Below are 15,088 nucleotides of genomic sequence, written 5' to 3' on the forward strand. Positions count from 1 at the left end.
GGCTGAACACCGATCCCCACGTCGAGGACCTGCTGCGCGAGCTGGCGCCGCAGGTCCTCGGCGTGCTCAGCCGCCGCTTCGGTGACTTCGCCACCGCCGAGGACGCGGTGCAGGAGGCGCTGCTGGCCGCCGCCACCCAGTGGCCGACCGAGGGGCTGCCGGCGAACCCCCGTGGCTGGCTGATCCAGGTCGGGTACCGCCGGATGATCGAGCTGGTCCGCGGTGAGCAGGCCCGACGCCGCCGGGAGGACCTGGTCGCCCGCCGCGATCCGGACGACCGGGGGTACGCGCCAGCCCCGGACGAGGAGTTGACCGCCGAGCGGGACGACACGCTGGTCCTGCTCTTCCTCTGCTGCCACCCGGCGCTCGCCCCGGCGTCGGCGGTGGCGCTGACCCTGCGCGCCGTCGGCGGATTGAGCACCGCCGAGATCGCCCGCGCGTTCCTGGTGCCCGAGGCGACGATGGCGCAGCGGATCAGCCGGGCCAAGCAGCGCATCAAGACGTCCGGGCTGCCGTTCCGGATGCCCGAGCCGGCGGATCGGGCGGACCGGCTGGTCGCCGTGCGGCAGGTGCTCTACCTGATCTTCACCGAGGGGCACACCAGCACCACCGGCCCGGACCTGCGCCGCATCGACCTCGCGGCGGAGGCGATCCGACTGACCCGCGCGCTGCACACGCTGCTGCCGAACGACAGCGAATCGGCCGGGCTGCTGGCGCTGATGCTGCTCACCGAGGCACGCGGCCCGGCGCGGACCGGGCCCTCCGGCGAGCTGATCTCACTGGCCGACCAGGACCGCAGCCGCTGGGACGCGGCGGCGATCGCCGAGGGCGTCGCACTTGTTACCCGGACCCTGCCGCGTGGGCCGGTCGGCCCGTACCAGGTGCAGGCCGCCATCGCCGCCCTGCACGACGAGGCGTCGAGCACTCAGCAGACCGACTGGCCGCAGATCCTGGCGCTCTACGACGTCCTGGAACGCATGGTCGGCAGCCCGGTGGTGGCCCTCAACCGGGCCGTGGCGACGGCCATGGTGCACGGCCCGGCCGCCGGCCTGGCCGCCATCGACGCGTTGACCCACGACCCGCAGTTGGCCGGACAGCACCGACTCGCCGCCGCCCGCGCCCACCTGCACGAGATGGCCGGTGACCAGGCCCAGGCGATCGCCGACTACCGGATCGCCGCCGCCCGCACGAGCAGCCGTCCCGAACAGCTCTACCTGACCATGCGAGCAGCCCGACTGGCCGCCGAGTCCGTCGACCTCCCGTAACGACAGGGATCAACTGGTCCTCCCGCGCGGCTCGACCCGACGGCTACTGGCAATCTTGGACAGTTTCCGTTAGCGCGGAACGGAAAGTGTCCAAGATCTACCCTGCCAGCCCTCTCCCCCGCCCCTACCGGGGGCGCCCGGCGCGAGGAAACGGCAGCGCGGCCCAGGACGGCAGCGCGGCCAACGGCGACGGCGCGGCCAACCGCGGTGGGCGGGCGGGTGTGCCGGCTGCCTTTGGAGCTGATGCCGTAAACGATTCATCCACCAGGACGGGTGCCGGACGCACGGCCCTCCGCTGACGAGGTCTGATTCCTCGCCACATCCGATTCGTTTGTGACATCAGCTCCAAAGGCGTTCTGTGACAGATGCCGGGGGCACACGGACGTCACCATCGGCCGCGCGGACGCCACGTCGACAGGTCGCACGGACCCCACATGGACAGGCCGCACGGACGCCACGCGACGGGTTGGCTGGACGTCGATCGGAGGTGGGCGGGTCGGCCGGGCGGGGACATCGCCGGCGCTAGCCTGGGCGGCGACGGGCTCATCGACCACGACGGACCGAGGGGACGCATGGCGTACGTGCTGCTGGGGATCGCCATCCTCGCCGAGGTGCTGGCGACCAGCCTGATCAAGAGCACCGCCGGGTTCAGTCGCCTCTGGCCGACGGTGGCGTGCCTCGGCGGCTACGCACTGGCTTTCCTCCTGCTGGCGCAGGCCGTCAAGGAGATCCCGGTGGGTGTGGCGTACGCCCTCTGGTCGGGTCTGGGCACCGCCGCCATCGTGGCGATCGGGGCGGTGTTCCTGGGTGAGTCGGTGGGGCTCACCAAGCTCACCGGCATCGCGCTGATCATCGCCGGGGTGGTCATCGTGAACCTGACCGGGGAGCACTGACCGGGACGGGTTCCGGTGGCCGGGTCCGACGCGGACCCGACCACCGGTCCGACGGTCAGCTCGCCGTGCAGCTCACCGCCGGCAGGCTGTTGGTGCCGGTCCAACTGCCGAGGAAGCCGAAGCTGGCACTGGCCCCGGCGGCCAGCCGTCCGTTGTAGTCCGTGTTGCGGGCGGTCACCGTCGTTCCGCTGCTGGTGAGGCCCACATTCCAGGACTGGGTGACGCGCTGGCCGTTGGCGAAGGCCCAGCCTGCGGTCCAGCCGGTGATCGCCCTCGCGCCGGCGGTCACCCGCACCTCACCCTGGAAGCCGCCCTGCCACTGGTTGGTCACCGTGTACGTCGCCGTGCAACCACCGGTCGGAGGGGGCGTGGTCGGGGGCGGGGTGGTCGGAGGGGGCGTCGTCGGCGGTGGGGTGCCGCCGAAGACGCTGGCCTCGCGGGCGGTCTGCCGAATGCCGTTGGCGCCGTTGAAGAGGCGCTGACCCCAGTCGGTCAGGCTCGCCGGGTTGAAGTTGGTGGCCAGGTCGAGATACTCGACGCCGCCGCCGTTGCCGCTCCACGACCAGCCCAGCCAGCCGATCCCGTTGGCCTGGCTGTACGCGAGGATGGTGTCCTCGTCCGGATTTCCGTCGGAGTGGTTGAAGCCGAACTCGCCGACCACGATGGGCAGGCCCGCCGAGCGGAACCGGCCCAGATAGTCGCTGATCTCCGCGGCGGTGTCGAACACCCCGTACATGTGGATGGAGAACACGATGTTGCGGGCCGGGTCGGCGGCGAAGACCGACGCGGCGTTGTCGCGCATGGTGAACGACCAGTCCTGCCCCCAGTTCGGGGCGTCCACCATGATCGTGTGGGTCAGCCCGCCGGCCCGCAGGCGTTTGATCGCGTTGGCGTTGTCGGTGGCCCACGAGGCGTAGTTCTGGTTGCCGTACGGCTCGTTGCCGATGTTGACGATCACGTACCTCTCCTGGCCGGAGAGGACGTCGGCGAGGCTGAGCCAGTAGTCGACGGCGCGGTCGAGGGTGATCGCGCCGCTCTGCTCGCCGTACCCGGTGGTGTCGTGCACCTCCAGCACACAGATCAGCCGGTTGGCCTTGCAGAGCGAGATGACGTTGGCGACGTCGGCACTGGTGTTGCGGGTCCACCGGTCGCCGCTGGAGAGCACCACCCGCACGGTGTTCGCGCCGAGCGCCTTGACGTCGGCGAACGAGCTGGTCTGCTGCGGGTACCAGGTGTGCGCGTGGTTGACGCCGCGCATGATGAATTCGGCGCCGTTGGCGTCGTACAACTTGCCTCCGGCGACGGAGAAGCCGGCGGCGGCGTGCGCCGGCTGGCCGAACGCCAGCACGGTGACGAGCAACGCGAGCAGGGTCGCGCCGGCGGCGGAGAGTCGAGTCTTCATGGCCTTCCTCAGGGAGGACCCCCGGTGCCCGACAGGGGTGGGGACGTGACAGGGAAGGCGGCTGCAGCCCGGCAGCCGCGCCCGGCTCCCGGCGCACGCATCAGCGTAGGACGATGGCTTGGCCTTCGCAACCGGTTCAGTTGGCGGCCCCACAGCCCGGACAGCCGCAACGGCCCACGCGGACGCGGGCCGTCACGGGGCGGTCATCCCCACCACAGGATGTGCGCCACACCCGGCTCTTAACCGGTTAAGAGCGACGGTAGGCAGGCGGCCCCGATCCGTCAAGCGCCGCGGCAGTCGAACCGGACGAGAGGGTTGACCGTCGTGCACCGGGGTATCCCGGGAACGATCCGTCGGTGAGAGGGGATACCAGGATGGTCAGCGTCGGCTACACCCTGATGAGCGAGCAGGCCGGGCCCAAGCAGCTGGTGGACCATGCGGTACGCGCCGAGGCGGCTGGTTTCGACCAACTGGTGGTGTCCGACCACTACTACCCCTGGTTGGACTCCCAGGGCCACTCCCCGTACGCCTGGTCGGTGCTCGGCGCGGTCGCCCACGCCACCTCCCGCGCGGAGCTGATGTCCTTCGTGACCTGCCCGATCCGCCGCTACCACCCGGCCGTGGTCGCGCAGAAGGCCAGCACCATCGGGGCCCTCTCGGACGGCCGTTTCACCCTCGGCCTGGGCGCCGGGGAGAACCTGAACGAGCACGTGGTCGGCGGCTGGCCGCACGTCCAGCAGCGGCACGAGATGTTCGAGGAGGCGTTGCAGATCATCCGGCCGTTGCTCAACGGGGAGACGCTTACCTTCTCCGGCAACCACTTCGACGTGCCCGACGCCTACATCTGGGACCGCCCGGAACGCCCGGTGCCGATGGCCGTCGCCGCGTCCGGTCGGCAGTCCGCGACGCTGGCCGCCGAGTACGGCAACGGCCTCATCTCCACCGAACCCGACCGGCACATCATCGAGATGTACGACGACGCCGGCGGCGCCGGCCAGCCCCGCTACGGCCAGGTGGCCATCTGCTACGGCCCTGACGAGGCGGAGTGCCGCAAGATCGTGCACGACCAGTTCCGCTGGTCCGGGATGGGTTGGAAGGTCAACGCCGACCTGCCCGGCCCGGATTCCTTCGCCGCCGCCACCCAGTTCGTCCGGGAGGAGGACGTCGCCGAGGGAGTCTCCTGCGGTCCGGATGTGGACGCGCACGTCGAGGCGTTCCGCAAGTTCGTCGACGCCGGCTTCACCCACGTGGCGATCATCCAGGTCGGCGGGGAGACCCAACCGATGTTCCTGGACTGGGCACAGGAGCAGCTGCTGCCCCGGTTGCGTGAGCTGTGAACCGGAGCCTGACCCCCCGACCGCCCGGGTCGACCGGCCGCACCGCCGTCGGCCGGTTCGGGCCGGCCGAGCTGCGGCTCGCCATGGCCGCGCCCCGGCCAGTCGGCGGGCTGACCAGCGAGTGGCGGGTCGTCGACGGACTGCGCACCCACACCCGCCGCAGCGCCGACCCGGGGACCGGAGCGCCACCCGTGGTGCTGGTACACGGCCTGGCGGTCTCGCACCGGTATCTCACCCCGCTGGCCGTCGCGCTCGCCGCCACCAACCCGGTGTACGTGCCGGACCTGCCCGGCTTCGGGCTGTCCGAACACCCCCGGGGCGCGTACGACGTACGCCGGCACGCGGACCACCTGGCCGCCTGGCTGGCCGCGTACCAATTGCCGCCGGTCTGCCTGCTGGGGCACTCGTTCGGCGCGGAGGTGACCGCGGCGCTCGCCGCGACCCACCCGGACGCGGTACGCGCGCTGGTGCTGGCCGGGCCGACGACTGACCCGGCGGCCCGGTCCCGACGGGACCAGTTCGGTCGTTGGCTGGTGGACAGCCTGCGTGAGGCGCCGCTGCAGGCCCCGATCCTGGTGCGGGACGTCTGGAACGCCCGGCCCTGGCGGGTCCTCGCGACGCTGTCGCACTCGGTGCGCAACGCGATCGAGGCGGACCTCGTCCGCGTCAGCGCGCCGACCGTCGTCGTGACCGGCGATCGCGACCCGGTCGTGCCGCAACGGTGGCGGGACGAGGCGGCGCGGCTGGTGCCGGAGGCGACCCTGGTGGTCGTGCCCGGTGCCGCGCACAACGTGGTCACGACCGCCCCGACGGCCGTCGCGGACGCGATCCGGCACCTGCTCGCCCCTCATCCCGCACTCACGGACAGGTGAACGTCATGCGCTTCGGCAACACGGAGATCCGCCCGCTTGGTGGGGGCCTCGGCTGCCTCCTGATGATCCTCTTCTCGATCGTGGCATCGGTGGTGCTGACCGTCCTGCTGAACCTGGTGCTCTGAGCCGCGCACGCCTCACCCGGGAGACAAATCCAGCGTGGCGAGCAGCGGGTAGTGGTCCGAGGCCGTGGCCGCCGCGCCGTCGCGGATGACCCGGCAGTCGTGCGTCCGCTGCGCCACCGCGGTGCTGCCGAGCAGGTAGTCCAGCCGCATCCCGGCGAACTCGGCCCCGCCCAGTCGGGTGGGCACGGTGTGGCCGGCGGCCTCCGGTGCGTCGACGTTGCCCGACGGCCAGAGGTCGACGAGGCCGGCGGCGAGCAGCCGGGCAATCGCGCGGGTGTCCACGGCGCCACCGGAGCGACGCAGGTGCCGCCGCCGGTAGAGGGCCGGCATCCCGGCCAGGCGGGCGGTGTGGTCGACGGTTGGGTCGAGCGAGTTGAGGTCACCGGTGACCAGCGTCAGCGGCCCCTGGTGGCGGCGCATCGCGGCGACCAGCCAGTCGACCTCCATCCGCCGCCGGCCCCCGGAGTACGGGTAGAGGTGGGTGCCTAGCACGGTGAACGGGCCGGCGGACGTGGCCACCACGACGCGGGCGGCGGCGTGGTGGAACGGGCGGCGCACCGGCCCCGCGTCGACGACCCGGTACGGCGGCCGGACCAGCACCGCCACCGGCTGCCCGAAGCAGGACCGGGCCAGGTGGGGGATCATCCCCACCCGGCCCGCCACGGTGGCCATCAGCCCGTCCCGGTCGAAGCCGCGCAACTCCTGCAGGGCCAGCACGTCCGGTGCCTGCTCGTCGACGACCTGGACCACCTGGTCCAGCCGGTCGGAGCCGCCGCGATCCCGGCCGCCGGTGCGGATGTTCCAGGTCATCACCCGCAGCACGACGGCGGCGCCTAGTCGGCTCGGCCGGCCCGCGCCAGCTCGTCGTCGAGGGTGTCCACGTCCTCCGACTCGATGGCCGGTTGGTTGCCTTCCTTCAGGTCCTCGTTCGGACGGATCACTAGGTAGAGCAGCCCGATCCAGAGCGCGGAGAGCAGGATCGCGCCCATGAAGTCGGTCGGGTGGTGCATCCCCCGGTACATCCGGGAGGTGGCCACACCGACCGGCATGAGCACGGCCAGCGCCACGAAGACCCAACGCCACCACCGGTCGGTACGCGGGAACACGATGAGGGTGATCGCCAGCCAGACGCAGATGGTGGCCGCGATGTGCCCGGACGGGAACGACGAGGTGGGCATCTGCCCGTCCAGGTTCTCCACCGGCGGACGCGGCCGGTCGACCGCGCGGGCCGACGCGAGGAAGAGGGTCAGCTCACCCACCATCGCCAGCGCCACGAAGAGCACCGGACGCCAGCGCCGCCACACGGCCAGCACCAGCGGGCAGAACACCAGCGAGATCAGCAGGATGGCATGGGTGTCACCGAACTTGCTCCACCACCAGCTGACGTCGGTCAGCACCTCGGCGTGCCGCTCGGCGAACCACCGAGGCACCTCGGTGTCGAGGGTGTCGAAGAAGGTGCCCTTGGCGTGGTAGCTGACGTACGTGCCGAAGCCGTACAGCGCGCCGAACACGATCACCCAGCCGACCAGCAGCTCGGCCACCGCCGAGCGAGGGTGGGCCAACACGTGTTCCTCGGCCGGGGCGGGGGCGATGTCGTGCCCCGCCTCCGGCTCCAGGCCCTCGGTCAGCGGCGGCACCGGCCGACCCCGCTCCCGCCGCCACAGTCGGAAGGCGTACGCGGTGACGCCCAGCCAGGCGGCCCCGAGCAGCCAGGCGGCCAGCACGTCGGAGACGAAGTGCACGCCGAGCGCGATCCGGGTCAGGCCGACCAGCGCCACCAGCACACCGACCCCGACGATGGCCGGCTTGCGCCAGCGGGGCGCCATCGCCGGCAGGAACACCAGCAGCAGCGCTCCGTACGCGACGAACGAGCCGAGGGCGTGCCCGCTCGGGAAGCTGTTGCCGGGCGCGCTGGCGACCGGCACGTCCACGACCGGGCGGAGCCGGCCGACAAGCGTCTTCAGTGACGGGTCGAGGATCAGGCCACCGACCCCCGTGATGATCAGGTAGACGGCGAGTCGGGGCTGCCGTCGGATCAGCAGCCCGACCACGGCGATGGTGACCAGCCAGATGAGGATCGGCCGGCCGCCCAGGTCCGTGACCGCCTGGAGCACGGTGACCAGCGCGTGGTGCGGGGCGACGAGCCCGTTGAACCACTCGGCGAGCGCGTGGTCGGCGTCCTGCAGCGGGCTCCACCGCCCCCGGACGAGCAACAACAGCAGCCCGAAGGCCACCCCGGCGCCGGTGACGGCCACCAGACCAGCAACGCTCCGTTCGGCGAAATGACCGAGCGGACGGCGGGCCACCTCTTTGACCGCGGTCACCCCGCACCTCCCTTGTCGTCTCTGGCGAGGCGCTTTACCCGATCCGCGTCTGTCGTACACGCCGGTGCCGCTAGAGCGCCGACATGTCCCCGGTGTCGTACAGCTCGGCGCGGTCCGGGTCGGGCTCCCACAGGTCCGGTTGGGCGGGCTCCTGCACACCGATGCGCAGCGCCTCCAGTTGGGCGGCGAAGGCCAGCCCACCGAAGAGCGCCATCCCGGTCAGGTTGGCCCAGAGCAGCAGCGCCATCATGCCGGTGAGGGCGCCGTAGGTCTGCCCGAAGCCGTCACTGAACCGCACGTACGCGGCGAGCAGCAGGCTGGCCAGCCACCACAGCGCCGTGGCGATGGCGGCACCGAACAACAGCCAGGACAGGCCGGGTTGGTTGCGCCGCGGCGCGTGTCGGAACAGCACGGCGACGGCGACGACGGTCAGCGCGAGGCTCAGTGGGAAGCGGATCACGTCCCAGATGCCGTGGGCGAGCTCGCCCCACTCGTAGTGTTCGCGGACCGAGTCGCCGATCGCGCCACCGCCGACCAGGATCAGGAAGCCGGCGAGCGCGGGCAGGCCCGCGGTGACGGCCAGGACGGCGGCCCGCAGGTACTTTCGCAGCGCCGGGCGGTCCCGCTCGACGCCGTAGATGCGGTTGGCGCCCCGCTCGATCTGGGCCATCGTGGTGGTGAGCGCGACCAGGCCGGTGAGCAGACCGAGGGTGAGTGCCAGCTCTCCCGCGTCCTCGACGCGTTCACCCTCGCCGAGCAGCTCACCGACCATCTGCGCGCTCTGGCCGGGGGTGAGCGCCAGCACGGTGTCGGCGACCACCTGGCCGCCCTCCTCGACGCCCAGCTCGCTGATCAGACCGGTGAGGGCGATCATGAACGGCACCACGGCGAGGCAGAGTTGCAGCGCGAAGGCCCGCGAGTGGCTGAACCCGTCGCCGTAGCGGAACCGGATGAACGCGTCCCGCAGCAGGTGCCAGCCGCCCTGCCGGCGCAGGGTGCGCCAGGCGTCGTCGGCGGACAGTTCCTCGTCGGCCATCAACCGGGTCTCGGGAACGATCCGGGTGCTACTCACGGTGCGCGTCCTCGATGAGCTGCTCGCCCCGCTCCCCGGCGCCTTGCGCGTCCACGGCCAGGTCGGGGGCGTCCTCGGGCTGGGGGACGCAGAGCCAGAGCGCCTGGGGCCGGACCTCCGCCCGCAGCTGCCGGCCCGGGGAGATCAGGTCGCCGTCCAACTCCCGAGGCTGCGCCCGGTTGCTGGTGACCACCACCCGCCGGCCCCGGAACACCTCGAGCTGCGGCACCCGGCCGCTGCGGCGGATCACCGCCCAGCCGAGCGCAAGCCAGTGCCGCAGGTTGCGCGGGGTGAGCACGGCGACGTCGAGCCAGCCGTCGTCCGGCTCGGCCTCGGTCAGCAGGGTCACGCCGCCCTGCAGCCGGCCGACGTTGGCGATCAGGACCGAACGGGCCCGACGGCGCACCGGCGGCCGGTCGTCGATGCGGATCTGCACCCGCATCGGCCGGTCCCGGAGGTGACGGGCGGCACCCATCACGTACGCCGGCCAGCCGATGCGGGCCTTGGTGGTCTCGTTCGTGGCTTCGAGCATCTGGGCGTCGAAGCCCATGCCGGCCATCACGGTGAAGTACTTGTCCTCGACAGCGCCGACGTCGAGCAGCCGTCGGCCGCGCTCGACAGCGACCTGCAGGCCGGCGGCCAGGTCGGTGGAGAGGCCCAGGTTGGCGGCGAGCAGGTTGCCGGTGCCCTGCGGCAGCACGGCGAGGGCCACGTCGGTGCCGACCAGCCCGCTGACGCAGGACATCACGGTGCCGTCGCCCCCGCAGGCGAAGACCAGGTCGACGCCGGCCTTGACGGCCTGCTCGGTCTGACCGCGACCGGGGTCGTCGACGGTCGTCTCGTACCACTCCGGCGCGGGCCAACCGGCCGCGGTCAGGGCGTCGTCGACGGTACGACGCAACTCGTCGAGATCGTCGACCTTGACCGGGTTGACCACCACGGCGGAGCGCAACCCGCCGTCGCCGCCCGAGGGCCGCCTGTCCTGTCCAGCATCCACGGCGCCAGTGTGCAGCACCGGGACAGCTTCAGCGACCCGGCGACCGGCGCGCGTCGGAAGTGCCACAGACAGGTTTCGGGACGAGCCCTCCCGTCATGCCGCCGCGCGCAGTGCCAGCTCCACCCGCCGGCGCAGATCGTCGAGGTCGACCCCGGCCTCGGTGAGCACCAACGCGCCCAGCCCGTTTCCCTCCCGAAGCACGCCGAGCAGGATGTGCTCGGTGCCGATGTGGCGGTGGCGCAGGCGCAGGGCCTCCCGCAGGGACAGCTCCAGCACCTTCTTGGAGCGGGGCGAGAACGGGCCGCCGAGGTACCGCTTACGCCCCCAGCGGCGGCGCGGCGCCGGCACCGCCTCCCGGAGCGCGTCCGGGCCGAAGGACTGCTCGATGCGGGCCACGATCGCGGCCAGGTCGATGCCGATCTCCCGCAGGGCCGCCGCGTCCGCGTCGCCGAGGCCGGCGCTGCCGTTGGCGGTGTGCCGACGGACGCGTTCGCGCAGGTCGTCGGCGCGTACCCCGGCGTCGGCGAGCACCCGGCTGGCCAGCCCGGCGTCGTCGGCGAGCAGGGCGAGCAGCAGGTGCTCGGTGCCGACCGGCCGCTGGCCCTCGACCCGCGCCTCCTCCAGCGCCCGTCGCACCACGTCGCGCGCCCGGTCGGTGAACCGTTCGAACATCACGCCTCCCAGGATGAGTTGACCGCCGGTCGCCCGGCGTGCTTCTTGTGCACGGCCTGCCGGCTGACCTCGAGCGCGTCGGCGATCTCCTGCCAGGACCAGCCCTGTCGTCGGGCGTTGTCCACCTGGACCACCTCGAGCCGCTCGAGCAGCCGGCGAAGCGCGCGGACGGCGCGCAGCCCGACCCGGGGGTCGGTGCTGCCGGCTGCCGCCGCGAGTTCTGTCGCCTGACTCATGCCGTCAACATACGTTGACAACCCCTGCGGTGTCAACCCTGGTTGACGAGAGGTGGGCGCGGCCGATCCGACCCGCTGCCGTGCTCATCCGACTACCCTCGGTCAGGGACAACTTGGTCGTGCCGGGCGCGACGCCCGGGAGGTGATATCGGATGGCCGTAGCCGCCGACGCAGCGGTGCTCGTCGGCCTCGGGTCGGAACTCGACCTCCCGGTCGTCGAACAGGCCGCGCAGGAGGCCGCCGGACACGGCCGGCCACTGCACCTGCTGCACACCTTCGACTGGCACGCGGCCTTCGCCGCGGACACCGTCGCCGCACCCCGCGACCAGGCCGAGAATCTGATCACCCGGGCCGTGCACCTCGCCCACCAGACCGAGCCGGGGCTGACCGTCCGTGGCGAGATCGTCGAGAGCTCCATGCTGCCCACCCTCATCCGCCGCTCGGAGGTGGCCTTCCTACTGGCCGTCGGCGACAGCGGAATGGCGGGCAGCGGCCAGAGCGTCCCGGCCGAGACGCCTGCCGTGCAGTTGGCCGCACGGGCCGGCTGCCCGCTGCTGGTGGTCCGCCGGGAGCCGCCCCCGCAGGGCCCGGTGCTGGTGGGCGTGGACGGCTCACCCAGCTCACACCTCGCCCTGCAGTGGGCCGTGGAGTGCGCGGCCCGCCGGGGCGCCCGGCTGCTGGCGCTGCGGGTGGTGGAGTACGACGAGGACACCGACGCGGTCGCCGAGCAGCTCAGCGAAGCACTGGCCCGGCACACCGACCGGCACAGCTCGGTGCCCATCGAGTGCCGCGTCGTGCGCGGTGACCCCGCCGAGGTGCTGATCGACACGTCCCGCAACACGCAGGTGGCGCTTGTCGCCGCCCGCGGCGACGAACCGGCCCGCGCGATGCTGGGCGCGGTCGCCCAGTCCCTGCTCTACCACTCCCCGGCCCCGGTGGTCGTCGTCCGCGGCCTGGCCGAGGCGCCGCTGACCGGGCCGGGCGCCCGCCCGGCGGGGGACCAACGGCCCTGACCCGGAGCGTCCGCAGCGGCCCGGCCGGACGCCGGACGCCCCACTCCTACCCGCGAGAGGCAGCAAGATGGACACCGCTCTCGACGTGCACGGCGCCCTCACCGACGACGAGCTGCGCCGGCTGGACGCCTACTGGCGCGCCGCGAACTACCTCACCGTCGGGCAGATCTACCTGCTGGACAATCCGCTGCTGCGGGACCCGCTCACCCCCGACGACATCAAGCCCCGACTGCTCGGGCACTGGGGCACCAGCCCCGGCCTCAACCTGATCTACGCCCACCTCAACCGGGTGATCGTGGCGCGCGACCTCGACGCCATGCTGGTCACCGGCCCCGGCCACGGCGGCCCGGCCATCGTGGCCAACACCTGGTTGGAGGGCACCTGGTCGGAGCGCTACCACGACGTGGCCCGCGACGAGGCCGGGATGTCCCGGCTCTTCCGCCAGTTCTCCTTCCCCGGCGGCATCCCCAGCCATGTCGCGGCGGACGTGCCGGGTTCGATCCACGAGGGCGGCGAGCTGGGGTACGCGTTGAGCCACGCCTACGGCGCCGCCTTCGACCACCCGGACCTGGTGGTGGCCTGCGTGATCGGCGACGGCGAGGCGGAGACCGGGCCGCTGGCCGGCAGTTGGCTCTCCAACGTGTTCCTCAACCCGGCGCGCGACGGCGCGGTGCTGCCCATCCTGCACCTCAACGGCTACAAGATCGCCAACCCGACCGTGCTGGCCCGGATCCCCGAGACCGACCTGCTCGACCTGCTGCGCGGATCGGGCTACCAGCCGTACGTGGTGGTCGGCGACGAGCCCGCCCAGGTGCACCGAACCCTCGCGGCGACGCTGGACCGGGTGCTGGACGACATCGCCGAGATCCAGCGGCGGGCCCGCTCCGGGGGCGTCGTCGAACGCCCCCGCTGGCCGATGATCGTCCTGCGGACGCCGAAGGGCTGGACCGGCCCGCGTGAGGTCGACGGCAACCAGGTGGAGGGCACCTACCGGGCCCACCAGGTGCCGCTGTCGGGCGTACGCGACAACCCGGCGCACCGGGCCGAGTTGGAGCACTGGCTGCGCAGCTACCGTCCGGAGGAGCTGTTCGACGCGACCGGCGCGCCGGTGGACGAGCTGCTGACGCTGCCGCCGCGCGGTGACCGGCGGATGAGCGCCAACCCGGTCACCAACGGCGGCGTGGTGCTGCGCGACCTGACCCTTCCGGACTTCCGCGACTACGGCGTGGAGGTTCCGGAACCGGGTACGCCGATCGCCGGCGCGACCGGGGTGCTCGGCCCGTGGATCCGCGACGTCATCAGCGCCAACCCGGAGACCTTCCGGCTGTTCGGCCCGGACGAGGTCGCGTCCAACCGGTTGGGTGCCGCGTTCGAGGTGACCGACCGGGTCTGGGTGGCCGCCAGGGTGCCCGGCGACGACCACCTCTCCCCCGACGGGCGGGTCATGGAGGTGCTCTCCGAGCACCTGTGCCAGGGCTGGCTGGAGGGCTACCTGCTGACCGGCCGGCACGGCGTGTTCACCAGCTACGAGGCGTTCATCCACATCGTCGACTCGATGCTCAACCAGCACGCCAAGTGGTTGAAGGTGACCCGGGCGATCCCCTGGCGGCAGCCGATCGCCTCGCTGAACTACCTGCTGTCCAGCCACGTCTGGCGGCAGGACCACAACGGCTTCTCCCACCAGGACCCGGGCTTCATCGACCACGTCGTCAACAAGAAGGCAGAGGTGGTGCGGGTCTATCTCCCGCCGGACGCGAACACGCTGCTCGCCACGATGGACCACTGTCTGCGCAGCCGGCACTACATCAACGTGGTGGTGGCCGGTAAGCAGGCCGCGCCGAACTGGCTGACGATGACCGAGGCGATCCAGCACACCCGGCGTGGCCTGGGCATCTGGGAGTGGGCCAGCAACGACGGCGGCACCGAGCCGGACGTGGTGCTCGCCTGCTGTGGAGACGTACCCACCCTGGAGACGCTGGCCGCCGTCGAGTTGCTGCGGCAGAACCTTCCGCAGTTGAGGGTGCGCCTGGTCAACGTGGTCGACCTGATGCGACTCCAGCCGGACACCGAGCACCCACACGGCCTGACCGACAACGAGTTCGACACCATCTTCACCGAGGACCGGCCGGTCATCTTCGCGTACCACGGGTATCCGTGGCTGATCCACCGACTCACCTACCGCCGTACGAACCACGAGAACCTGCACGTGCGCGGTTACAAGGAGGAGGGCACCACCACCACCCCGTTCGACATGGTGATGCTCAACGACCTGGACCGCTTCCACCTGGTCATCGACGTCATCGACCGGGTGCCCGGGCTGGCCGCCAGCGCCGCGCACCTGCGCCAACGGATGGTCGACGCCCGGCAGGCGGCCCGCGATTACACCCGCCAGTACGGCGAGGACGACCCCCAGGTCGCCGAGTGGCGCTGGATCCGGGAAACCGACCCGACCACCCCCTGAAGGAGAACGACGTGCGCGACGCGGAGATCCTGGTCGGCTACGACGGCTCCACCGACGCCTCGGTGGCCCTGAACTGGGCCGTGGAGGAGGCGCGGCACAGCGGCCAGCCGGTGCGGCTGGCGTACGTCTTCGAATGGCTGACCGTGGCCAGCTGGGTCGGCCCGGGCGTGGCCCCCGGCGTGTGGCCGGACGACACCGCCCGCCGGCAGGTCGACGACCTGGTCCGCAAGGCCGCGGCGGACGCCGCCGCGGCCAACCCGGGGCTGCACATCACCGGCGAGGTGTACGACGGGCCGCCCGCGCTGGTGTTGCAGGAACGCTCGGCCGAGGCCGGGCTGCTGGTGCTCGGCAGCCGAGGCCACGGCGGGTTCGGCGGCCTGCTGGCCGGGTCGACGGCGGTGTCGGTCGCCGCGCACGCC

The 15,088-nt window shown here is 72.2% G+C and carries 14 protein-coding genes; 7 read left to right on the top strand and 7 right to left on the bottom strand.

Features of this window, described 5'->3' with window-relative positions:
• The first annotated feature begins 2 nt into the window (after positions 1-2).
• Together PSH25_RS31040 and PSH25_RS31045 are read left to right on the top strand one after the other, a co-directional pair.
• Positions 3-1,265 carry an RNA polymerase sigma factor gene (locus tag PSH25_RS31040; RefSeq protein ID WP_274528207.1) on the top strand — a complete coding sequence of 421 codons (1,263 nt, stop codon included), beginning with the start codon at positions 3-5 and terminating at the stop codon, positions 1,263-1,265.
• 572 nt (positions 1,266-1,837) lie between these two features.
• Positions 1,838-2,158 carry a DMT family transporter gene (locus tag PSH25_RS31045; RefSeq protein WP_238662438.1) on the top strand — a complete coding sequence of 107 codons (321 nt, stop codon included), beginning with the start codon at positions 1,838-1,840 and terminating at the stop codon, positions 2,156-2,158.
• A 55-nt stretch (positions 2,159-2,213) separates the two neighbouring features.
• On the opposite strand, the gene PSH25_RS31050 is transcribed toward PSH25_RS31045, so the two are convergent.
• Positions 2,214-3,560 (bottom strand): cellulase family glycosylhydrolase, encoded by a 1,347-nt coding sequence (locus PSH25_RS31050; RefSeq protein ID WP_238662439.1) that lies wholly within the window; start codon positions 3,558-3,560, stop codon positions 2,214-2,216.
• A 374-nt stretch (positions 3,561-3,934) separates the two neighbouring features.
• Between PSH25_RS31050 and PSH25_RS31055 the strand changes: the two genes are divergently transcribed.
• Together PSH25_RS31055 and PSH25_RS31060 are read left to right on the top strand one after the other, a co-directional pair.
• The gene (locus PSH25_RS31055; RefSeq protein WP_238662440.1) at positions 3,935-4,897 is read left to right on the top strand and encodes a TIGR03557 family F420-dependent LLM class oxidoreductase; all 963 of its coding nucleotides are present in this window, start codon (positions 3,935-3,937) and stop codon (positions 4,895-4,897) included.
• Positions 4,894-5,769: an alpha/beta fold hydrolase gene (locus PSH25_RS31060; RefSeq protein WP_238662441.1), complete on the top strand. Its 876-nt coding sequence runs from the start codon at positions 4,894-4,896 to the stop codon at positions 5,767-5,769. Before PSH25_RS31055 ends, PSH25_RS31060 begins: the two co-directional genes overlap by 4 nt.
• 137 nt (positions 5,770-5,906) lie before the next feature.
• Here PSH25_RS31060 and PSH25_RS31065 read toward each other — a convergent pair whose 3' ends face one another.
• The 6 genes from PSH25_RS31065 to PSH25_RS31090 all read right to left on the bottom strand — a co-directional run bounded on the left by PSH25_RS31065 (position 5,907) and on the right by PSH25_RS31090 (position 11,195).
• Positions 5,907-6,716, bottom strand: coding sequence for an endonuclease/exonuclease/phosphatase family protein (locus PSH25_RS31065; protein ID WP_238662442.1), 810 nt, complete (start codon positions 6,714-6,716; stop codon positions 5,907-5,909).
• An 11-nt stretch (positions 6,717-6,727) separates the two neighbouring features.
• On the bottom strand, positions 6,728-8,218 hold the full coding sequence (locus tag PSH25_RS31070) for a phosphatase PAP2 family protein (protein ID WP_238662443.1): 1,491 nt from the start codon (positions 8,216-8,218) through the stop codon (positions 6,728-6,730).
• A gap of 70 nt (positions 8,219-8,288) precedes the next feature.
• Positions 8,289-9,290, bottom strand: coding sequence for a YihY/virulence factor BrkB family protein (locus PSH25_RS31075; protein WP_238662444.1), 1,002 nt, complete (start codon positions 9,288-9,290; stop codon positions 8,289-8,291).
• Positions 9,283-10,287, bottom strand: a complete 1,005-nt coding sequence (locus PSH25_RS31080) for a diacylglycerol/lipid kinase family protein (RefSeq protein WP_238662445.1) — start codon at positions 10,285-10,287, stop codon at positions 9,283-9,285. The genes PSH25_RS31075 and PSH25_RS31080 overlap by 8 nt, the downstream gene beginning before the upstream one ends.
• A 93-nt stretch (positions 10,288-10,380) precedes the next feature.
• A complete protein-coding gene (locus PSH25_RS31085) occupies positions 10,381-10,959 on the bottom strand; it encodes a Clp protease N-terminal domain-containing protein (RefSeq protein WP_238662446.1) in 579 nt (192 codons plus the stop codon).
• Complete coding sequence (locus PSH25_RS31090; protein ID WP_007457155.1) at positions 10,959-11,195, bottom strand: HTH domain-containing protein; 237 nt, start codon at positions 11,193-11,195, stop codon at positions 10,959-10,961. Before PSH25_RS31090 ends, PSH25_RS31085 begins: the two co-directional genes overlap by 1 nt.
• A 152-nt stretch (positions 11,196-11,347) precedes the next feature.
• Here PSH25_RS31090 and PSH25_RS31095 point away from each other — a divergent pair, with 152 nt between their 5' ends.
• The 3 genes from PSH25_RS31095 to PSH25_RS31105 all read left to right on the top strand — a co-directional run.
• A complete protein-coding gene (locus PSH25_RS31095) occupies positions 11,348-12,208 on the top strand; it encodes a universal stress protein (protein ID WP_238662447.1) in 861 nt (286 codons plus the stop codon).
• A gap of 67 nt (positions 12,209-12,275) precedes the next feature.
• Positions 12,276-14,669, top strand: a complete 2,394-nt coding sequence (locus tag PSH25_RS31100; RefSeq protein WP_238662448.1) for a phosphoketolase family protein — start codon at positions 12,276-12,278, stop codon at positions 14,667-14,669.
• Positions 14,670-14,680: 11 nt separating this feature from the next.
• Positions 14,681-15,088: universal stress protein (locus PSH25_RS31105; RefSeq protein ID WP_238662449.1), on the top strand; the 408-nt coding region annotated here is incomplete at its 3' end.

The organism is Micromonospora foliorum (assembly GCF_022229015.1).
GTDB lineage: Bacteria > Actinomycetota > Actinomycetes > Mycobacteriales > Micromonosporaceae > Micromonospora > Micromonospora foliorum.